This is a genomic window from Prosthecomicrobium pneumaticum, assembly GCF_014199915.1.
GTDB classification, from domain to species: domain Bacteria; phylum Pseudomonadota; class Alphaproteobacteria; order Rhizobiales; family Kaistiaceae; genus Prosthecomicrobium; species Prosthecomicrobium pneumaticum.
The window spans coordinates 113,432-133,912 of record NZ_JACHOO010000001.1 but is presented as its reverse complement, the minus strand read 5'-3'; the positions used below and the strand labels follow the sequence as shown (position 1 = coordinate 133,912).

Annotated in this window: 17 protein-coding genes; 6 read left to right on the top strand and 11 right to left on the bottom strand. The window is 69.1% G+C overall.

Annotation, left to right across the window (positions count from 1 at the left end):
• Nucleotides 1–42: 42 nt before the first annotated feature.
• From GGQ63_RS00655 to GGQ63_RS00640, 4 genes are all read right to left on the bottom strand, one after another.
• A complete protein-coding gene (locus GGQ63_RS00655; protein WP_183851670.1) occupies nucleotides 43–1,608 on the bottom strand; it encodes a glycosyltransferase family protein in 1,566 nt (521 codons plus the stop codon).
• Complete coding sequence (gene gatB, locus GGQ63_RS00650; protein ID WP_183851669.1) at nucleotides 1,608–3,086, bottom strand: Asp-tRNA(Asn)/Glu-tRNA(Gln) amidotransferase subunit GatB; 1,479 nt, start codon at nucleotides 3,084–3,086, stop codon at nucleotides 1,608–1,610. The genes GGQ63_RS00655 and gatB overlap by 1 nt, the downstream gene beginning before the upstream one ends.
• A 186-nt stretch (nucleotides 3,087–3,272) precedes the next feature.
• Nucleotides 3,273–3,776, bottom strand: a complete 504-nt coding sequence (locus GGQ63_RS00645) for a CreA family protein (protein ID WP_183851668.1) — start codon at nucleotides 3,774–3,776, stop codon at nucleotides 3,273–3,275.
• A 79-nt stretch (nucleotides 3,777–3,855) separates the two neighbouring features.
• Nucleotides 3,856–5,286, bottom strand: a complete 1,431-nt coding sequence (locus GGQ63_RS00640; protein ID WP_183851667.1) for an MATE family efflux transporter — start codon at nucleotides 5,284–5,286, stop codon at nucleotides 3,856–3,858.
• Between the two features lie 208 nt (nucleotides 5,287–5,494).
• On the opposite strand from GGQ63_RS00640, the gene GGQ63_RS00635 reads away from it, so the two are divergent.
• Entirely contained in the window at nucleotides 5,495–6,565 is a 1,071-nt protein-coding gene (locus tag GGQ63_RS00635; RefSeq protein WP_183851666.1) for a DUF2865 domain-containing protein, read from the top strand.
• A gap of 21 nt (nucleotides 6,566–6,586) precedes the next feature.
• Here the strand turns inward: GGQ63_RS00635 and GGQ63_RS00630 are convergent, their stop codons facing one another.
• A complete protein-coding gene (locus GGQ63_RS00630; RefSeq protein ID WP_183851665.1) occupies nucleotides 6,587–7,684 on the bottom strand; it encodes an ATP-dependent DNA helicase in 1,098 nt (365 codons plus the stop codon).
• 271 nt (nucleotides 7,685–7,955) lie between these two features.
• Here GGQ63_RS00630 and GGQ63_RS00625 point away from each other — a divergent pair, with 271 nt between their 5' ends.
• Nucleotides 7,956–8,756 (top strand): L,D-transpeptidase, encoded by an 801-nt coding sequence (locus tag GGQ63_RS00625; protein ID WP_246429548.1) that lies wholly within the window; start codon nucleotides 7,956–7,958, stop codon nucleotides 8,754–8,756.
• 78 nt (nucleotides 8,757–8,834) lie between these two features.
• On the opposite strand, the gene GGQ63_RS00620 is transcribed toward GGQ63_RS00625, so the two are convergent.
• Together GGQ63_RS00620 and GGQ63_RS00615 are read right to left on the bottom strand one after the other, a co-directional pair.
• Nucleotides 8,835–10,508, bottom strand: coding sequence for an NAD+ synthase (locus GGQ63_RS00620; RefSeq protein WP_183851663.1), 1,674 nt, complete (start codon nucleotides 10,506–10,508; stop codon nucleotides 8,835–8,837).
• A 10-nt stretch (nucleotides 10,509–10,518) separates the two neighbouring features.
• The gene (locus GGQ63_RS00615; protein WP_183851662.1) at nucleotides 10,519–10,809 is read right to left on the bottom strand and encodes a helix-turn-helix transcriptional regulator; all 291 of its coding nucleotides are present in this window, start codon (nucleotides 10,807–10,809) and stop codon (nucleotides 10,519–10,521) included.
• A 72-nt stretch (nucleotides 10,810–10,881) separates the two neighbouring features.
• Here GGQ63_RS00615 and GGQ63_RS00610 point away from each other — a divergent pair, with 72 nt between their 5' ends.
• Entirely contained in the window at nucleotides 10,882–12,711 is a 1,830-nt protein-coding gene (locus tag GGQ63_RS00610; protein WP_183851661.1) for a cation:proton antiporter domain-containing protein, read from the top strand.
• Nucleotides 12,712–12,804: 93 nt separating this feature from the next.
• On the opposite strand, the gene GGQ63_RS00605 is transcribed toward GGQ63_RS00610, so the two are convergent.
• The 4 genes from GGQ63_RS00605 to rpiA all read right to left on the bottom strand — a co-directional run bounded on the left by GGQ63_RS00605 (nucleotide 12,805) and on the right by rpiA (nucleotide 17,452).
• The gene (locus GGQ63_RS00605; RefSeq protein WP_183852573.1) at nucleotides 12,805–14,193 is read right to left on the bottom strand and encodes a class II 3-deoxy-7-phosphoheptulonate synthase; all 1,389 of its coding nucleotides are present in this window, start codon (nucleotides 14,191–14,193) and stop codon (nucleotides 12,805–12,807) included.
• A gap of 497 nt (nucleotides 14,194–14,690) precedes the next feature.
• Nucleotides 14,691–16,067, bottom strand: coding sequence for a glutathione-disulfide reductase (gene gor / locus GGQ63_RS00600; RefSeq protein ID WP_183851660.1), 1,377 nt, complete (start codon nucleotides 16,065–16,067; stop codon nucleotides 14,691–14,693).
• Between the two features lie 147 nt (nucleotides 16,068–16,214).
• Entirely contained in the window at nucleotides 16,215–16,721 is a 507-nt protein-coding gene (locus tag GGQ63_RS00595; RefSeq protein WP_183851659.1) for a DUF2059 domain-containing protein, read from the bottom strand.
• Nucleotides 16,718–17,452, bottom strand: coding sequence for a ribose-5-phosphate isomerase RpiA (gene rpiA, locus GGQ63_RS21895; protein ID WP_343061046.1), 735 nt, complete (start codon nucleotides 17,450–17,452; stop codon nucleotides 16,718–16,720). The genes GGQ63_RS00595 and rpiA overlap by 4 nt, the downstream gene beginning before the upstream one ends.
• Nucleotides 17,453–17,764: 312 nt before the next feature.
• Here rpiA and GGQ63_RS00585 point away from each other — a divergent pair, with 312 nt between their 5' ends.
• The 3 genes from GGQ63_RS00585 to GGQ63_RS00575 all read left to right on the top strand — a co-directional run bounded on the left by GGQ63_RS00585 (nucleotide 17,765) and on the right by GGQ63_RS00575 (nucleotide 20,477).
• Nucleotides 17,765–18,292, top strand: a complete 528-nt coding sequence (locus GGQ63_RS00585) for a hypothetical protein (protein ID WP_183851657.1) — start codon at nucleotides 17,765–17,767, stop codon at nucleotides 18,290–18,292.
• Between the two features lie 155 nt (nucleotides 18,293–18,447).
• The gene (gph, locus tag GGQ63_RS00580; protein WP_183851656.1) at nucleotides 18,448–19,116 is read left to right on the top strand and encodes a phosphoglycolate phosphatase; all 669 of its coding nucleotides are present in this window, start codon (nucleotides 18,448–18,450) and stop codon (nucleotides 19,114–19,116) included.
• Entirely contained in the window at nucleotides 19,113–20,477 is a 1,365-nt protein-coding gene (locus GGQ63_RS00575) for an amidohydrolase (RefSeq protein ID WP_183851655.1), read from the top strand. The genes gph and GGQ63_RS00575 overlap by 4 nt, the downstream gene beginning before the upstream one ends.
• The last annotated feature ends 4 nt before the right edge of the window (nucleotides 20,478–20,481 follow it).

Here is a 20,481-nt window from a genome sequence, read left to right as displayed (position 1 = left end):
GCGTCGCGGCGGCCTGTCACGGGCGAAGCCGGCGGGCCATGGTCACCCATCCTCGTCACCGACCTCGCGCTCCTCGGCCCTGCAGGCGGACGCGGCGGCGGCGCCGGAAACGAGATGCCAGTGCACCCGGCGCGGCGGCCCCCAGACGGGATCCTGATCGATCGCGATCGTCTCGATCGCCTCCGGCGTCGCTGCCTCGCCGAGCAGCCGCCGCAGATCCGCGGCGATCGCTTCGGGCGGCCGGGGAGACGCGCCGCGGTCGCTGCCGGCGACGACGAGACAGGGTTGCTCGGCAGTGCCGGCGGGTCCCGCCCGGCCCGCCGCGCGCACCTGCGACTCCGGCAACAGGCCGAGGAGATTGCCGGCATCGCGCCGGTCGAGCGCGATCACCGTCGCCGGCACGAGACCGCGCACGCGCAGTTCGTCCACGAGTTCTTCATAGGCGAAGCGGCGCATGAAATCGGCGGGATCGAGGAGCAGGTAGGTGCGGGCGATCGCCGCCCCGAGGAAGACGAAGGGGGCGATCGCGAGAACGCCTTGCGCGAACCGGCGATGGTCGACCCGCGGCGCAAGGAAGCCCGCCATGGCCGGGGGGGCGACGAGGAAGAGCGGATACATGTAGCGGTAGTCGGTGTGGGTCGCGCCGATCACGACGACGCCCACCGCGGCAAGGATGAGCGCGCCGACGGTGGTGCGCAGCGCCAGCCGCGCCGCGATGGCCGCGCGCGGCGCAGGCCGGTCGGGCGTCGGCCTTCGTGCGGGCAAACCGACGACGGCCATGAACATGAGCCAGGACAGCACGAAGGTGCTCGCCCCGATCGCGAGTCTCACCAGGCCTTCGGCCACCCGCTCCGCCCAGGGCGCGTTCGAGCGGGCGAGATTGTGCTGTGCCATATCGATGAAATCGCGGCCCGGCCCGGCGAGCCAGACGATCACCGGCAGCAGAGGCAGGACGGCGAAGGCGATTGTCGCGAGGGTGCGGACATCGAACAGCAATCGGCGCCCGTCGCGATCGCTCGCGAGCGCCAGCACGAGACCGGCGACATAGAGGGCGAAGCTCCATTTGGCGACGAGGCCGAAGCCGATCACCAGCCCGAGCAGTGCCGCGCGCCAGACCGTCGGACGCTCGATCTGGTCGCAGACGAGCACGAAGGCGAACACGCCGAGCGACAGGATCGGCAGCGAATGCGTCGTCGCATGGTGGAGATCGAAGAGCAGCCAGGAGAAAGCGACGAGCGAGATCGACACGCCCCAGGCGACGACCGCCGAGCCGGAGGTGCGCAGCGCGCCGAGATAGGTCGCGCAGCCGAACAACGCGATCAGCCCGTAGCGCAGCACCGCATGGGCCGGCGCGCCGTCCCCGAGGATCGCCGTGACGAGGAAGAGCAGCCATTCGTAGAGCGGCGGATTGCGCACCTGATAGGCGGCGGCGAGCCGGCCCTGCATCAGCTCGGCCGAGACCGCATCGTCGAAGGACAGGGTCCGCGACAGCGCCAGATAGAGCGCCACGAAGAAGACGGCGTAGAACAGCCAGAAGGCGACGGCCCCGCGCGGCCCCGCCACCCGACCGACGCCGCGGTCGAGCCTCGCCCGCAGCGTCTCGATCATCAGAGGCCGAGCTTCCGCTTCAGGATGTCGTTGACCGCCTGCGGATTGGCCTTGCCGCCCGAGGCCTTCATCACCTGCCCGACGAACCAGCCGGCGAGCGTCGGCTTCGCCTTCAGCTGCTCGACCTTCTCCGGATTGGCGGCGATGATCTCCTCGACGACCTTCTCGATCGCGCCGGTGTCGGTCACCTGCTTCATGCCGCGCGCCTCGACGATGGCGCGCGGATCGCCGCCCTCGCTCCAGACGATGTCGAAGAGGTCCTTGGCGATCTTGCCCGAGATCGTGCCGTCGGCGATCAGGTCGACCACCGCGCCGATCTGCTCGGGCGAGACCGGGCTCTCCTCGATGCCCTTGCCGTCCTTGTTGAGGCGGAAGGCGAGTTCCTGGGTCACCCAGTTGGCGACGATCTTCGGATCGCGTCCGCGCGCCGCCGCTTCGTAGAAATCGGCGGTCGCCTTCTCGTCGACGAGCACGGTCGCGTCATAGGCCGAGAGGCCGTATTCGGCGATGAAGCGGGCCTTCTTGGCGTCAGGAAGTTCAGGCAGGCCTTCGGCGAGAGAGGCGATCCAGGCCTCGTCGAGCTCGAGCGGCAAGAGGTCCGGATCGGGGAAATAGCGGTAGTCGTGCGCCTCCTCCTTGGAGCGCATCGAGCGGGTCTCGCCCTTCGACGGATCGAAGAGGCGCGTCTCCTGGTCGATCGTGCCGCCATCCTCGATGATCCCGATCTGCCGCCGCGCCTCGGCCTCGACCGCCTGCCGGACGAAGCGGATCGAGTTGACGTTCTTGATCTCGCAGCGCGTGCCGAGCGGGTCGCCCGGCCGGCGGACCGAAACGTTGACGTCGGCCCGGAGCGACCCCTCGTCCATGTTGCCGTCGCAGGTGCCGAGATAGCGCAGGATGGTGCGCAGCTTCGAGAGATAGGCGCTCGCCTCCTCCGCCGAGCGCAGGTCCGGCCGCGAGACGATCTCCATCAGCGCGACGCCGGAGCGGTTGAGATCGACATAGGAGAGCGTCGGGTGCTGGTCGTGCACCGACTTGCCGGCATCCTGCTCGAGATGCAGCCGCTCGATGCCGACCGTGATCGTCTCGCCGCCTTCGAGATCGACCGTGATCTCGCCCTCGCCGACGATCGGCTGCTTGTACTGGGAGATCTGATAGCCCTGCGGCAGGTCGGGGTAGAAATAGTTCTTCCGGTCGAACACGCTGACCGGGTTGATCTTCGCCTTGAGGCCGAGGCCGGTGCGCACCGCCTGCGCGACGCATTCGGCATTGATCACCGGCAGCATGCCCGGCATGGCGGCATCGACGAGGCTGACATGGCTGTTCGGCGCGCCGCCGAACTCGGTCGAGGCGCCGGAAAAGAGCTTCGATTTCGAGGTGACCTGGGCGTGCACCTCCATGCCGACGACCACTTCCCAGTCGCCGGTCGCGCCCTTCAAGAGCTTCTTGGGGTCGGGCGTGCGCAAGGCGAGGTTCATAGGGGCATCCTCGGGCATACGGGAGCTGCGGTTCCGGAAGCTCTAGAACGACGCACCCGGCGCCGCAAGCCGCTCGACCGACACAGGATTGCACCGGATGGCGGGCGTGAGCCCTTCCTCCCGGGCGCCACCGGGCGCCCGCTCCGCAGCCGTGACAGCGGCGCCCGGGCGGGGCGCCGTGACCGATCAGTCCTTCACGAAATCCTTGCACTGCGGTGCCGGCGCGTCGCCCCAGGGCATGATCGGCACGGAGGAGATCGAGTTCTTCGGGCTGCCGTCGACCAGCTTGTCGGAATAGACGAGATAGACGAGCACGTTGCGCTCCGGATCGCAGCCGCGGACGATCTGCATCTTCTTGAACCACAGCGAGCGGCGCTGGCGGAACACCGCATCGCCCTGGTCGATCTTGCCCTTGAACGCGATCGGCCCGACCTGCCGGCAGGCGAGCGATATGTCCGACGTCTCCTCGGCGAGGCCGAGCCAGCCCGAGACGCCGCCGCGCTCGGCCGCCGCGAAGTGGCAGGCGACGCCCTCCACCTCCGGATCGTCGATGCCGTAGACGCCGATCTTGTCGTTCGGGGTCAGCAGGCGGAACGTCGTCGATTCGCGGAAGATGAGATCCGGCCCCTCCGCCGCCGCGGGCGCAGCGGCGCAGAAGGCGAGGACGAGAGCGAGCAGCAGACGGCGCATGGCGGGCCTCCGGATGACGATCGCCGGAATATGGTCACGCCGCCCGTCCGCTGCGAGGCCCGCTCGTGCGCCCTCCCCCTCAATGCGCCGGCGCAACGGCGCGGTGGCCGCCGCGTTCGAGGCCGAGCCGGTCGCGCCGCAGCCAGCGCGCGATCAGCAGCGCGGCGACGACGCCGAGGCCACAGGCGAGGCCGATCCAGATGCCGAGCCCCTCGAGCCCCAGCCCGAAGCCGAAGGCGACGCTCGAGGACAGGCCGACGCCCCAGAAGCCGAGGCCGGCATAGATCATCGGCACCCGCGTGTCGTGCAGGCCGCGCAACATGCCGGCGACCACCGCCTGCGCGCCGTCGAAGATCTGGAAGATGCCGGCGACGCCGAGGAAGACCACGGCGAGCGCGAACACCTCGGCATTGGCCGGATCGGCGCGGTCGATGAAGGCGCCGATCAGCACGCCCGGCGCGAGGATCATCACGGCGCAGGTGACGCTCATGAAGGCAATCGTCATCGCAAACGCGACCCAGCCGGCCCGGCGGATCGCCTCGCGGTCGCCGGCGCCATAGGCCCGGCCGACCCGCACCGTCACGGCCTGGCTGAAGCCGAGCGGCACCATGAAGGTGAGCGAGGCGATCTGGATCGCGATGGCGTGAGCGGCCACCGAATCGGCACCGATCAGCCCCATCAGGAAGACCGCGGCGTTGAAGACGGTCACCTCGAAGCAGATCGCGAAGGCCATCGGCAGGCCGAGCCGCCACAGCTCGCGGAAGCGGCCCCAATCCGCCCGCCAGAAGCGGCCGAACAGCCGATAGCGCCGGAAGCGGCGGTCGACCGAGACGACGAGCGCCATGCCGAGCGCCATCATCGTCGCGGCGAGCGTCGAGCCGATGCCGGCGCCGAGCAGGCCCATGCGGGGCAGGCCGAAATGCCCGAAGACCAGCGCCCACACCGCGACCGCATTGACCGCCACCCCCATCAGCCCGACCGCCACCGACCACATCGGCCGCTCGAGCGCGGCGACGAAGGAGCGCAGCACGAGATAGAAGAGGAAGGGCAGCAGCGCCCATTGCAGGCCGCGCATATAGATGCCGGCATCGGCGGCGAGGCGCGGCTCCTGCCGGAAGGCGAGCAGGATCGCCTCGGTGTGCCACAGCACGAGCCAGAACGGCACGGCAAGGGCGACCGAGGCCCAAAGGCCCTGGCGGACCGTACGGCGCACCTCGCGCACGGCATGGCGGTTGCGGCCGCGCTCCCGCGCGATCATCGGCGCCGTCGCACCGGTAAGGCCGATGCCGAAGATCAGCAGCGCGAAATAGAGATTGGTGCCGAGCGCGGCCGCGGCGAGCGCATGACCGCCCATCCAGCCGACCAGGATGACGTCGGTCGCGTTGAGCGCGGTCTGCGCGAGATTGGTGAGAATCATCGGCCAGGACAGCGCCAGCGTCGCGCGGGCCTCGGCGGCCCAGGGACGAAGCGACGCATCCTCGCGGCCGGCCGTATGGACGGCGGTCGTCATGGCGTGCACCGAAGGTGTTTGATCAACAAATGGCCAGCCGCAGCCGGCGAAGCGCGGACTATAGGCAGACCGGCGCCGGGCGGCCAATCAAAGATGCTGATGACAGATATCGCCGTCGATCCAAACCCTATCGCCGGCGTTGTGCGCGTGCTATCCCGCCAATGGGGGCAGGAAGCGACGACGTTTCATCAAAACGACCGAGCGACCCATGATCCGAGGCGGACTGAGTGCGGCCATCTTTGCCGTTTTTTTGTGCGGGCTCGCGGGGAATGCCGCTGCCGCCGCCTCGGCGATCTGTGCCCGGCTCGAGGCACGGCTCTCTGCGGTCGAGGGCGGTGGTGCGCGCGACACGGCACGGGCGATCCGCGAACAGCGGGCGGCCCTGCGCAGCGCTCGCGCCGAGGCGCACCGAGCCGACTGCCGCAGCGGCTTCCTGTTCTTCAAGTCGCGCGGCGATGCGGGTTGCGACGCGCTGCTCGACCGGATCCGCGGCATGGAGGCGAATCTCCGCCGGCTCGAGGCCAGCTCGGCGAATGGCGGCTCGGAGCGCGGCGAGCGCGGCGGTCTGTTGCGCGCCCTCGCCGAGAACGATTGCGGGCCGCAATATGCCCGCTATGCCCCGCGCGACCGGTTCGGCCTGTTCTCCCGCCGAGGCTATTACAATTCCCAAGGTATCTGGGTGCCGGGAGACCGTTCCGGCGACCCTTGGGACGACTATCGCGAGGACGAGCCGAGCACGCCGAGCGGCTCCGGCTATCGCACGGTCTGTGTGCGCACCTGCGACGGCTTCTATTTCCCGATCAGCTATTCGACCAGTTCGTCGAATTTCGCCAATGACGAGGCGACCTGCCGCGCCCGCTGCCCGGGGACCGACGTCGCGCTCTATGCCTACCGGTCGGGCTCCGACGATGTCGGATCGGCCGTCACGCCGACCGGCGCGCGCTATTCCGACCTGCCGCAGGCCTTCGCCTATCGCAGCCGCTATAATCCGAGCTGCGGCTGCCAAAGTGCGGCCGGCGCGCCGATGACCGCGATGGCGGGCGGCTATGATGCCGCGGCGCTCGCCGCGATGCTCGCGCCCGGCACCCCGCCGGTTCCGGCGCGCAAGCCGATGCCGGGCGCCGATCCGGAAACCCAGGCCGATCTCGACGGCGAATTCGATCCGCGCGACGCGGTTCCGCCGCCGCCCGCCGAGACGCCGGTGGCGAGCCTCGCGAGCGAGACCAAGGATCCGGAGACCGTGCGAAGGGTCGGGCCGTCCTATTACTACGCACAGTAAGGGGCGCCGCGCGGGCCGCAGTCAGCGCACGATGGTGAGCCGCTTCGCCGCCCGGGTGATGCCGGTATAGAGCCAGCGGTCGCGGTGCTCGCGGAAGGCGAAGCCCTCGTCGAAGAGCACGACGTCGTCCCATTGCGAGCCCTGCGCCTTGTGCACGGTGAGGGCATAGCCGTAGTCGAACTCGTCGGATTTGCGCCGCTCCGGCCAGGCGAGCCCCTCGCCGCCATCCTCGAAGAAGGCGGGATTGACCGAGACGCGGACGGAGCGGCCGCCGGGCTCGTCCTCGGGCACGAGGGAGAGGCGGAGCAGCCCCTTGCGGGGCGGCGAGACGATCGTCACCGTCCAGGTGCCGCCGTTGAGCAGGCCCTTCTGCTTGTCGTTGCGCAGGCAGACGAGCTTGTCGCCCGCCGCCGGCATCGGGTCGAGCAGGCCTTTCAGCGCGCGGATGCGGCCGTTATAGGCGCGGCGCGTCCGGTTGGTGCCGACGAGCACCTGATCGGCGGCGAGGATGCGCTCGGCATCGATGGCACGGCGCGGGATGACGCTCGTCTCGCCATAGACGCCGTAATCGAGTCCCTCCCCGACCCGCGCCGCCATCGACAGGCGGATGATCGGGTCGTCCTGCGCCTGCCGGTGGACTTCCGTCAGCATCTCGTCCGGTTCGGCCTCGGTGAAGAAGCCGCCGCCCTTCACCGGCGGCAGCTGCGCCGGGTCGCCGAGCACCAGCACCGGCGTGCCGAAGGAGAGGAGATCACGGCCGAGCTCCTCGTCGACCATCGAGCATTCGTCGATGATGATCAGATCGGCCTTCGCCGCGGCGCTGTCGCGGTTGAGCGCGAAGGTCGGCGTCTCCTCCTCCGCTTCCACCGCACGCGGCCGGTAGATCAGGCTGTGGATCGTGCCGGCGCCCTCACAACCCTTCTGGCGCAGCACATGGGCGGCCTTGCCGGTGAAAGCGGCGAAGGCGACGTCGCCGTCCTGGCCCTCCGCAATGTGGCGGGCGAGCGTCGTCTTTCCCGTTCCGGCATAGCCGAACAGGCGGAAGATCTGCGAATCACCGCGCTTCAGCCAACGCGACACGGCGGCGAGCGCCGCTTCCTGCTGGGGCGACCAGCGCATTTCGGCTCCCGGAATGATCAAGGTGCCTGTCTATCCGATTCACCGGCGCCGCGCTGCAACCAGGCGCACCCCGATCTTTGCCGCAGCGCGACGTTTGCCGCGTCAGTGTGGCCGAATTATCATTGCGCACGCGCTTCAAAACACGGATCAAGTCCGTCTTGGCCGATCCTCCTGAATGGGACCGCCGCGGCGGGGTGACGCGGCGAGCGAACCGAATGCGCGGTCGGCGGTTGACAACCGCATCGTTGGGACTAGGGCGAAAGGGCCGGCTTTGAGCGAGACGAAGCCAACTTCCAGGAAGACCGGCGGCCTGAGCCGCCGCAGTTTCGTGATCGGCATCCCCTTCGTTCTGGCGGCCTGCCAGTCGACCGCCACCCGGCGGCCGATGGCGGCAGCGCCGGGGCCGATCGTCGATTCCGAATATGCGAGCATGTACGGCCCGATCGACACCGAGCCGTTCCCGATCGCGGCGATCGATCTCACCCGGATCGACCCGAAATTTTACCGACGCGTCGTCTCGGTGCCGTTCGATATTCCGAACGAGCCCGGCACGATCGTCGTCGATCCCCCGGCACACTACCTTTATCTGATCCTCGAGGGAGGCCAGGCGATCCGCTACGGCGTCGGCGTCGGCCGCGATGGCTTCGCCTGGTCGGGCGACGCGGCGATCCAGGCGAAACGCGAGTGGCCGCGCTGGCATCCGCCGAAAGAGATGCAGGCGCGCGACCCCGAAGCGGCGAAGTGGCCCGACGGCATGCCCGGCGGCCCGCGCAACCCGCTCGGCGCGCGCGCGCTCTACCTCTTCCAGGGCAAGAAGGACACGCTCTACCGCCTGCACGGCACCAATCAGCCGTGGTCGATCGGCAAGTCGTTGTCTTCCGGCTGCATCCGCCTGCTCAACCACGACATCATCGATCTCTACGGCCGCGTGCCGCTCGGCACGAAGGTGACCGTGATCGGCAATGTCCAGCCGGACCCGCAGGCGGTTTACGGGAATTCCGGAGCGCCGGCCGATGACGGCCGTGCCAACACGGCCACGGCGCCGGTTCCTCCGGCCGACGTGCACGGCTGATCGCGCCACACGGGACGTGGGATAGGAAAGGCGGCCGGAGGGCCGCCTTTTCCTTTTCGATCGTTCAGATGACCGCGCTCAGGCGATGGGACGATCGCGGAAACGGTTGGTGATCGGATAGCGCCGGTCGCGGCCGAAATTGCGGTCACTGATCTTGATACCCGGCGCCGCCTGCCGGCGCTTGTATTCCGCGCCCGCCAGGAGATGCTCGACGCGCGCCACCGTCGCGGGATCGTGGCCGCGGGCGACGACGTCCTGCACCCGCATCTCGCCTTCGACGAGGCAGCGCAGAATGTCGTCGAGCACCTCATAGGGCGGCAGCGCATCCTGGTCGGTCTGGTTCTCGCGCAGTTCGGCCGACGGCGCGCGGGCGATGATCTCGGGCGGGATGACGACGCCCTCCGGCCCGAGCATGCCCGCCGGCCGATGGACGTTCCGCCAGGCCGCGAGGCGATAGACGTCGGTCTTGTAGAGGTCCTTGATCGGATTGAACCCGCCGTTCATGTCGCCATAGAGAGTCGCATAGCCGACCGACATCTCGGACTTGTTGCCGGTTGTGAGGAGCAGAGCGCCGAACTTGTTCGACACCGCCATCAGCATCGTGCCGCGCACGCGCGACTGAAGGTTTTCTTCGGTGACGTCCTCGGCCCGGTCGGCGAACAGCGGCGCGAGCGCGCGATTGAGCGCCTCGACGGGCTCGGCGATCGGCAGCACGTCGTAGCGCAGGCCGAGCGTCGCCGCGCAGGCGGCGGCCGCGGCGAGGCTCTCCGACGACGTGTAGCGATAGGGCAGCATCACCGCGTGGACACGGTCGGCCCCCAGCGCATCCACGGCGAGCGCCGCGACGAGAGCGGAATCGATGCCGCCCGAGAGGCCGAGCACGACGGTCGGAAAGCCGTTCTTGCCGACATAGTCGGACAGGCCGAGCACGCAGGCACGCCAATGCGCCTCGTCGTCCTCGGGGCATGCAGCGAGCGGACCGGACGCGATCCGCCAGCCCTCCTCCTCGCGGCGCAGCTCGACGAGAGCGACCTGTTCCTCGAACTGCGGCATCTGGAAAGCGAGCGCGCAATCCGCCTGGAGGCCGAAGGAACCACCGTCAAAGACGAGCTCGTCCTGGCCGCCGAGCTGGTTCAGATAGACGAGCGGCAGGCCGCTCTCGGCCACCCGGGCGACCGCGATGTTGAGGCGAAGATCGTCCTTCGCCTGCGAGTATGGCGAGCCGTTCGGGACGAGGAGCACTTCGGCGCCCGTCTCGGCGAGCGTCTCGACGACATCGGGACCCCAGATATCCTCGCAGATCGGTAGGCCGACGCGCACGCCGCGCAGCGTCACCGGCCCGGGCTCCGCGCCCGCCACGAACAGCCGCTTCTCGTCGAACACGCCATAGTTCGGCAGATCGACCTTGTGTCGGACCGCGACAATCCGGCCGCCATCGAGCAGCAGGAAGGCGTTGTAGAGCCTTCCCTCCTCGAGCCAGGGCGTGCCGATCAGCACGGCCGGCCCGCCATCCGCCGTCTCGGCGGCGAGCAACTCGACCGCCTGGCGGCAGGCCGCCTGAAAGGCCGGCCGCAGCACGAGATCTTCGGGCGGATAGGCGGAGAGAAAGAGCTCGGAGAACATCACGGCATCCGCGCCGAGACGGGCGGCGGCGATCCGTGCCCTTCGCGCCCGTTCGAGATTCCCGGTCACGTCGCCGACCACCGGGTTCAACTGGGCGAGGGCGATCTTCAGCGTGTCCGGACGGGTCATCCTCGATCCTCTAGCCCGTTTGGCCGGGCGGCGCCACCGCAGTGCGGAATCGTACCCCCGCACCCGAGCCCCCTCCCCCCGTCAATTCGACACCGGCAGAGGTGAACGCGGCAATGATCCGCTCCGCCGAACCGCTCTGGAGGGCATGCCGGCCATGTTCGAACTCGCGGACGGTGCTGCGGGAAAGACCGGCCCGGTCTGCGAGTTCCTCCTGTGTCCAGTCCAGAAGGCCGCGTGCGGCGCGGCACTGGCAGGGAAGCAGGGGGGATGAGCCCAAAAAAGTGCTCTCGATCTTGGCCATAATGGTTGATTCTGGGGGAGCAAGTCCCCAAGTTCAAGAGGTTCCCAAACTCGAACGGCCGCCCGGAGGTTCATGCCGCACCACACCCCGCTCATCGGGACGATCGTCGTGGGTCTGGTCGTCGCCTTCCTGCTCGGCGCGCTGGCGCAGCGCTTCCGCCTCTCCCCGCTGGTCGGCTATCTCCTCGCGGGCGTTGTCGTCGGCCCCTTCACGCCCGGTTTCGTAGCGGATACGGCGCTCGCGATGGAGCTCGCCGAGATCGGCGTGATCCTGCTGATGTTCGGCGTTGGTCTGCATTTCTCGCTCAGCGACCTTCTTTCGGTCAAAGCGATCGCCATCCCCGGCGCCGTCGTGCAGATCGCGGTGGCGACGGCGCTCGGTCTCGGCCTCGCCACCCTGCTCGGCTGGAGCGTCACCGGCGGCGTCGTGTTCGGCCTGTCGCTGTCGGTTGCGAGTACGGTCGTGCTCCTGCGGGCCCTCCAGGAACGAAGGCTGGTCGAGACCGAGCGCGGCCGCATAGCGGTCGGCTGGCTGGTGGTCGAGGACCTCGTGATGGTGGTGGCCCTCGTTCTCCTGCCGGCGCTCGCCAGCGCGACGGGCGGCAATGGCGAGGCGCCGGCACCCGGCATGACGCAGGTCGCCGAGATCGTCGCGCTCACCCTCGGCAAGATCGCCGCCTTCATGGCGCTGATGGTGATCGTCGGCCGGCGCCTCATCCCCTGGCTGCTGCACAGGGTCGTCCACACCGGCTCGCGCGAGCTCTTCCGCCTCGCCGTGCTCGCCATTGCGCTCGGCGTCGCCTACGGCTCGGCGATGCTCTTCGACGTGTCCTTCGCGCTCGGCGCGTTCTTCGCCGGCATGGTTCTGAGCGAATCGCCGCTCAGCCAGCGGGCGGCCGAGGAGACGCTGCCGCTCCGCGACGCCTTTGCGGTGCTGTTCTTCGTCTCGGTGGGCATGCTGTTCAACCCGGCGATCCTGACCGAGCAGACCCTGCTCGTCATCGCCACCGTCGCGATCATCGTCGTCGGCAAATCGATCGCCGCCTATCTGATCGTCGTCGCCTTCGGCCGCTCACGGGCGACGGCGCTGACGATCTCGGCGAGCCTCGCGCAGATCGGCGAGTTCTCCTTCATCCTCGCAGGCCTCGGCGTCGCGCTCGGCGTCCTGCCGCCGGAAGGGCGCGACCTGATCCTCGCCAGCGCGATCCTCTCGATCCTCTTCAACCCCGTCGCCTTCTCGGTAGTCGAACGCCTCATTGCACCGGCGGCCGTGCCGCGGCCCGCCGTGCCGGCCGAGAAGCCCGCCGCGGCGCCGGCGCGATCGCTCGGCGCGACACCGCCCGAGGCCGCGACCGGCGTGGTGACCGACGCCGACCAGGCGCCCGACGCCGCCGCGCTGCCGCGGAAGGATCACGCCATTCTGGTCGGCTACGGCAAGGTCGGTGCGCTGATCGCCGCGGGGCTCAGGAATGCCGGCCGCGACATCGCGCTGATCGCCGACCGGGACGACACGGTGGCACGCGCCCGGCAGGACGGCTTCGAGCCGATCATCGGCAATGCGACCGATCCGGAGACCCTCGAGGCCGCCGACATCGAGGGGGCGGCCGATCTCTTCGTCGCCATTCCGGACGTGTTCGAGGCCGGCAATCTCATCCGCCGCGCCCGCGCCGGCAATCCCGGCTTGACGATCGTTGCACGCGCCCGATCCACCCCGGAAGCGGAACATCTGCTTGGGCTCGGCGCCGACAACGCGATCACCGGCGAGCACGAGATCGCGCGCGGCATGCTCGACCAGTGCGTCGCCTGCCGGCGCCAGCGCGAGGAAGCCGCGGGGGCATCCGCCCCGGCGACCGGCCCGGGAGCCGATGGCGTGACGAAGGACGGCGCCGCACCGGCGGCCTGATGCGACAGGGCGCCCTCGGGGGGCGACGATCGACCAAAGAAAAAAGGCGCGGACCGATCGGCCCGCGCCCTTCTTGTGACGTCCGGCCGGCGGTCAGAGACCGGCGACGGCCGCGATCTTCCGCACCTCGCCGACCCGGCTCGCCTTCAGCAGCTGAGCGACGAGGAACGCCAGTTCGAGCGCCTGATCGGCGTTGAGCCGCGGGTCGCAATGCGTGTGGTAGCGATCCGACAGGTCCTCGTCGGTGATCGCCCGCGCACCGCCCGTGCATTCGGTGACGTTCTTGCCGGTCATCTCGATATGGATGCCGCCCGGATGCGTCCCCTCGGCCTTGTGCACGTCGAAGAAGTTCTTCACCTCGCGCAGGATCAGATCGAACGGCCGGGTCTTGTAGCCGGTCGCCGCCTTGATCGTGTTGCCGTGCATCGGGTCGGACGACCAGACCACCGAACGCCCTTCCCGCTCCACCGCGCGGATCAGCTGCGGCAGATGGTCGAACACCTTGTTGGCGCCGAAGCGGCAGATCAGCGTCAGCCGGCCCGGCTCATTGTCGGGGTTCAGGAGGTCGATCAGTTCGATCAGGCCGTCCGGCGTCAGCGACGGACCGCATTTCAGCCCGATCGGGTTCTTCACGCCGCGCATGTATTCGACATGCGCATGGTCCGGCTGGCGGGTACGGTCGCCGATCCACAGCATGTGGCCGGAGGTGGCGTACCAGTCGCCGGTCGTCGAATCGACGCGCGTCATCGCCTGCTCGAAGCCGAGCAGCAGCGCCTCGTGCGAGGTGAAGAAATCGGTCGTCCGCAGCGACGGCGTGGTGTCCGGATCGATGCCGCAGGCGCGCATGAAGGCCATCGATTCGGAGATGCGGTCGGCGATCTCCTGATAGTGATGGCCCTGCGGGCTGTCCTTCACGAAGCCGAGCATCCACTGATGCACATGCTCGAGATTGGCATAGCCGCCCTGCGCGAAGGCGCGCAGCAGGTTGAGCGTCGCCGCCGACTGCCGGTAGGCCATCTCCAGCCGGTTCGGATCGGGATGACGGCCCTCGGGCGTGAAGGCGATGTCGTTGATGATGTCGCCGCGATAGCTCGGCAGCTCCACCCCGTCGATCGTCTCGTTCGGCGCCGAACGGGGCTTGGCAAACTGGCCGGCGATGCGGCCGACCTTCACCACCGGCATGGCGCCGGCAAAGGTCAGCACCACCGCCATCTGCAGGAAGACGCGGAAGAAGTCGCGGATGTTGTCGGGATGGTGCTCGGCGAAGCTCTCGGCGCAATCCCCGCCCTGCAGCAGGAACGCCTCGCCGCGCGCCACCGCCGCGAGGCCCTTCTTGAGCTTGCGCGCCTCACCTGCAAAAACCAGGGGGGGATAGCTGGAGAGCCGGGCCTCGACCGCCTCGAGGGCGGCCGTATCGGCATAAGCGGGCACCTGCTGGATCGGCTTGGCGCGCCAGCTGTCGGGTCTCCAGTGCTTGACCATCGTCGTCACTCCAATGCCCGGCGGCGCCTCCATGCCTGCGCTCCAGGCACGACGCCGCCTCCCTTGGGCCAGAAAGGCAGGCATATACACGCGCGGGGCGGACGGCGCCACCTCGAAAGCCGAACCTCTGTCCGGTTGACGGTGGCCGCCGGTTGGCCGCGCAGTTATCGGAGGGTCGGACGAACCGTGGTCGCCGGTGCGCGGCACGATCCGCCTTCGCCGTCATGCGGACGTCCGGTGTCTGAGAACGGCCTGCTCCACCCGTCATGCCGGCCTCCGTGCCGGCATCCATAAGCGCGCGGGTCGATGTGCCGGGCGCGGTCGTCTCCCCCGGCGTACGCCGGCTCATTGCGGCGCGCCGGGGATGACGGGTGTGCGCGGTGGCGGCGGTGGACCCCGGCACAGAGGCCGGGGTGGCGGGTGTTCGGGGGCGGCGAGGACCGATCCCACCGTTCCGGGCGATCGCGGAGCGTGGGCCGCGCAGTCTCCTGAGGCGGCTACGCCCTCTTCCGGTGCCGTTCGCTCGGCTCGCGCAGCGTCACGAGTTCCTCGGCCGCCGTCGGATGCACCGCCATGGTGGCGTCGAAGTCGGCCTTCTTCGCCCGCATCTTCACCGCGATGCCGAGGAGCTGCGCCATCTCGCCGGCATCGGGGCCGAGGATGTGGGCGCCGAGCACACGATCGGTTTCGGCGTCGACGACGAGCTTCATCAGCATCCGCTCGTCGCGGCCGGCAAGGATGTGCTTCATCGGCCGGAAGCGGGTGCGGTAGACGTCGACCGAATCGTAAAGCGCGAGCGCCTTCTCCTCGGTGAGGCCGACCGTGCCGATCTCCGGCTGCGAGAAAACGGCGGTCGGCACGTCGCTGTGGTCGACGGTGACCGGCCGGCCGCCGAAGACCGTGTCGGCGAAGGCGTGGCCCTCGCGGATGGCGACCGGCGTCAGGTTGATCCGGTTGGTGACGTCGCCGACGGCATAGATCGACGGCACGTTCGATTGCGAGGCCGCGTCGACGATCACCGCGCCGGCACCATCGAGCGCGACGCCCGCCTTGTCGAGGCCGAGCCCGTCGGTGTTCGGCCGTCGGCCGGTGGCGAGCATCACCTGGTCGACGGCGCACACGCTGCCCTTGTCGGTGACGAGCGTCAGGCCCTCGGCGGTCTTCTCGATCTTCGCCGGCGTCTCGCCGAGGAGGAAGCGGACGCCCTTCGCCGCCATCTCGTCGGCGAGCATCCGCGCCACCTCGCCGTCGAAGCCGCGCAGGATCGACGCACCGCGATGGACGAGCGTCACTTCGGCGCCGAGGCCGTTGAATATCCCGGCGAACTCGACCGCGATGTAGCCGCCGCCGACGATCACGATGCGCTTCGGCAGTTCGGCGAGATGGAATGCCTCGTTGGAGGTGATGGCGTGCTCGGCGCCGGGCAGCGCCGGATCGCGATAGGCCCGCGCGCCGGTGGCGATCAGCACGACCCGCGCCCGCACGGAACGGCCATCGGCGAGCCGGACGGTGTGCGCGTCCTCGAACTCGGCGCGCTGCCGGATCAGGGTGGCGCCCGACCGCTCCAGATTGCGGATATAGATTTCGGAGAGACGGTCGATCTCGCGATCCTTGGCGGCGATCAGCGTCGGCCAGTCGAAGTCCGTCTCGCCGACCGTCCAGCCATAGCCGGCGGCGTCCTCGAAATGCTCGGAGAACTGCGACGCGTAGACGAGGAGCTTCTTGGGCACGCAGCCGCGGATGACGCAGGTGCCGCCGACCCGGTCCTCCTCGGCGACCATCACCCGCGCGCCGTGCTGCGCCGCGATCCGCGCCGCCCGCACACCGCCCGAGCCCGCCCCGATGACGAAGAGATCGACGTCGAATTCGCTCATGGCCCCTCGCCCCGCGGAATGATCACCGCCGCCGCGACACGCGGAACGGACCATCGCTCCGCGCCATGTAGGCGGCGCGCCTGCCCGCGTCCACAGCCGCCGCGCATGGCGGCCATGCGTGGCGCGCCACTCCAGCCGGCGTTCGGCTCAGAACTCGACGCCCTTTTCCTTCAGTGCGGCGAGCGACTTCTCATAGAGCTCCTCGCCGACGCGGTCGGACCAGCCCTTGACCGACTGCAGCGTCTCGCCGACCACGCGCGGGCCGATATCGGCGAGCTTCTTGCCGGCTTCGCTCTTGTAGAAGGCGGCAATGTCCTTCAGTTCCTGCTCGGTGAAGTGCTTCGCCCAGATGCGGGCGACATCGTTGTCGAGATCGCGGCGGCGGGCGACGAGCGTCAGCACCTGGGCCTCGACGACGTCCGCGATCACCGTGTGCTGGTCGGGCCGGAGCCGGATCAGCCGGTTCTGCGTCTGCTGCGACAGGAGCGGAAGCACGTTGTCGAAGCCGCGCGAGGTCTTCGCCGAGGTCACGGCATCGAGCGCAGCGTCGAGATGGCTCTGCGTCACCTCCTGCGCATGGGCGGAGAAGACCGCCCCGGTCGAAAGCGCGGCGGCGAGAACGGCCGCGCGGAGGGTGGATCTGAACAAGGTCATGGACGGGCTCCGTGTGGACGGTTTGCTTCTCGCGCCGGAAGCCATTCGACCCCGTCCGTGCGGGCGATCGCGGCTTGCGTGGCAAGGCCGATGAACAGGCCGTGCTCGACGACGCCGGGGATCGTGTTGAGCGTGGCGGCCAAGGCTTCTGGATCGGGAATGCGGCCAAAACATGCATCGAGTATGGCATGTCCGCCATCGGTGACGAAGGGCTCGCCGTCGCGGCCGAGCCTGCGGCGGATCGGGCCTTCGAGGCCGAGTTCGGCGGAGAGCAGCCCGATTTCGCGCAAGGTCGCGCCGAGACCGAAGAGATTGACCTCGATCGGCAGCGGGAAGGTGCCGAGCACCGGAACCGCCTTCGAGCCGTCGGCGATGACGATCATCCGGTCGGAGGCCGCAGCGACGATCTTCTCGCGCAGCAGCGCGCCGCCGCCGCCCTTGATGAGCCGGAGGGCCGGGTCGATCTCGTCCGCGCCGTCGACCGTCAGATGGAGATGCGGGGTGTCGTCGAGGGTGGTGAGCGGAATCCCTTCGGCGGCGCAGAGCCGCGCCGTTTCCTCGGACGTCGGCACGCCGACAATGCCGAGCCCGTCGCGCACGCGTGCACCCAGGGCGCGGACGAAGTGCGCCGCGGTCGAGCCGGTGCCGATGCCGAGCGCCATGCCCTCGCCGACATGATCGAGCGCCGCGAGCGCGGCGCTGCGCTTCAGATCTTCGCTCGATGTCGTCACGGCACCTCCCCGGAGCGCGGCCTCCTTAGCATGCCGCGCGACGCCCCGCCAACCGCCGCTTGCCGGGAGGACATCGCTCCCCTTGCTCCGCGCGTTCCTCTGCCTATTGTCGGCGCGGCCTTGCGATCGAAGGACCCCGGGGGACCCAGGTGCGGACACTCGTAGCGATGCTCTCGGCCGGGAGACGGGATCATCTGACGGACATTCTCGTTCCCGCGGCTCGCGCGCTGGGCGAGCCGGAACGACTATTCCTGCGTCCTGATCAAGGAGCCGCTTCACGAGCCCGGACGGCTGCCGCATTACGGCAAGCTGATGGTGCCCCAGCGGTTCCGGGACTTCGATGTCTACGCCATCGTCGACGATGACCTGCTTGTGAGCGGCAAGGCCCCGCCACTGCCGGCGATACCGGAAGGCGAGATCGGTCTCGCCCGGGACGCGGTCCAGACCAATACGCACAATGCCGCGGTCGAATGGACGGGGAACACGGGCTTCGTCGTGGTGGGCCCGAACGGTGCCGATCTGCTTCTCGAGGCGTACGAGACCGGGGATGATCCGAGCGTATGGGGAATCGCCGATCAGGGCGCGCTCAATGCCGTCGCGTGGAGGAGGAAGCGCGTCCACGAGATCGATCAGCGATGGAATTTCGCGCCGATCCTGACCTATTTCGTGTCCGGGCGGGGCTGGCACACCTGGTCGACCTCGCGGCGCTATCGGGCATCCTACTACCTCAAGGTGGCAGCGAATCCCTTCTCGCAGGAACGCCGGCTCCTCGAGGCGAGCTGGGGTTGCCACCTGATCCGGACCAAGACGCCGACCTTCTTCGACCGCTTTCTGCCCTGAGGGTGCGGGTTATGGACAGCCCGGATGACGATGGAGCGGAGCCGGTGAGCGGCCATCGCCCCGGCCTCGTCGAGTAGGTCGGCTACGGAAATCCCATTGTGAGCTCTGCCGGATGGCGGCAGTCTGCGCGCATCTCCCCTCTCAATGGCACTCCGATGACCTCCCCCATTCTCGTATTCGATCTCGACGGCACGCTCGTCGACACCGCGGACGATCTCGTCGCGACGCTCAATGTCGTGCTCGAGGAGGCGGGGCTCGGCGGGGTGACGGGGGCGCAGACGCGCGCGATGGTCGGGCACGGCGCGCGCGTCCTGATCGAGCGGGCGTTGGCCGCGAAGGGGGCGGAGCGCGCGCCCGACGAGGTGGATGCGCTGCTCGCCCGTTATATCAAACACTATGGCGCCAACATCGCGGTCGCGAGCCGGCCGTTTCCCGGCGTCGAGGCGGCGCTCGACCGCTTTTCGGCGCGCGGCTTCGCGCTCGCGGTCTGCACCAACAAGCTCGAACACCTGTCGCTCCGCCTGCTCGATGCGCTCGGGCTTTCTCCCCGCTTCGCCGCGATCTGCGGCGCCGACACCTTCGCGGTGCGCAAGCCCGACCCGCTGATGCTGACCGAGACGATCCGTCGGGCCGGCGGCGACGCGGCCCGGGCGGTGATGATCGGCGACTCGGCGACCGATATCGACACGGCGCGTGCCGCCGGCATCCCGGTCGTCGCCGTCGATTTCGGCTACACGCCGGTCCCCGTCACCGAACTTTCGCCCGACGTGGTGATCAGCCATTACGACGCGCTCGACGACGCCGTCGCGAAGGTGCTCGCATGAGCGTGCTGCTGCGGAACGCGACCATCGTCAGCATGAATGGCCGCCGCGAGATCTTTGCGGATGCCGATCTCCTCGTCGAGCGCGGGCGTATCGCGGCGATCGGGGCGCTCTCCGATGCGGAACTGCCGCCGGGCACCGAGATCGTCGATCTCTCCGGCCGCATCGTTCTGCCGGGCCTCGTCGACGCTCATGTCCACACCTCGCAGCAGCTCGGCCGCGGCATCGCCGACGATGTCGATTTGCTCACCTGGCTGCGCGACCGGATCTGGCCCTTCGAGAGCCATCTGACCGAGGACGACCAGCACTTGTCGACGCTCGCCCTCGGCGTCGAGATGATCCGCTCCGGCGTCACCACATTCTCGGAAGCGGGCGGCCAGCACGTCGACGCGATGGGCCGGGCGGTGATCCAGCTCGGGCTGCGCGCCGCGCTCTGCCGTTCCTCGATGGATACGGGCGAAGGCCTGCCGGCCGGCTGGGTGCAGCCGACCGAGACGGTGCTCGGCCGCCAGATCGACGAGCACGACCGCTGGCACGGCGCGGCCGACGGTCGGATCCGCCACTTCTTCGGCCTCAGAACGATCTTCAACTGCTCCGACGAACTGATTCTGAAGACGAAGGAAATTGCTGATTCGCGCGGCACCTCGATCCAGATGCACGTCGCCGAAGTGCCGGCCGAGAACGCCTATGCGCAGGAAACGCGCGGCGCCTCGACGATCGAACATCTCGCCCGGCTCGGCGTGATGGGGCCCAATCTGATGGGCATTCACTGCGTGTGGCTGACGCCGCGCGAGGTCGAGCTGTTCGCCGAGCATCGCATGCCGGCCGTGCACTGCCCCTCCTCCAACATGCGCATCCTCGGCTTCGCGCCGATTCCCGATCTCGTCGCGGCCGGCGTGCCGGTCGGCATCGGCACGGACAGCCCGCCCTGCTGCAACCGGTCCGATATGATCGACGAGATCTATCTCGCGGCGTTGATCCACAAGGGACACCGCGCCGATCCGCTGGTCCTGCCCGCCGAGCGCGTGCTCGAAATGGCGACGGTGTCCGGCGCGCGGGCAATGCGCTGGGACGATGAGATCGGCAGTCTCGAGGTCGGCAAGGCGGCCGACCTCATCGTGATCGACCCGCGCGACATCGGCGTCCTGCCGGTGCACGACCTCGTCTCGACGCTCGTCTACGCCATGCACTCGCGGGCGGTGACCGATTCGATGGTCGCAGGCCGGTGGATCATGCGCGGCAGGCGCGTGCTCGGCATCGACGAGGACGCCCTGCTGGGCGAGATCGCCGCCCGCTCCGCCCTGATCGCGAAGCGGGCCGGCATCACCCTGCCGGAGCGTTCTCCCGTCGTGCGGGTTCGCTGACCTT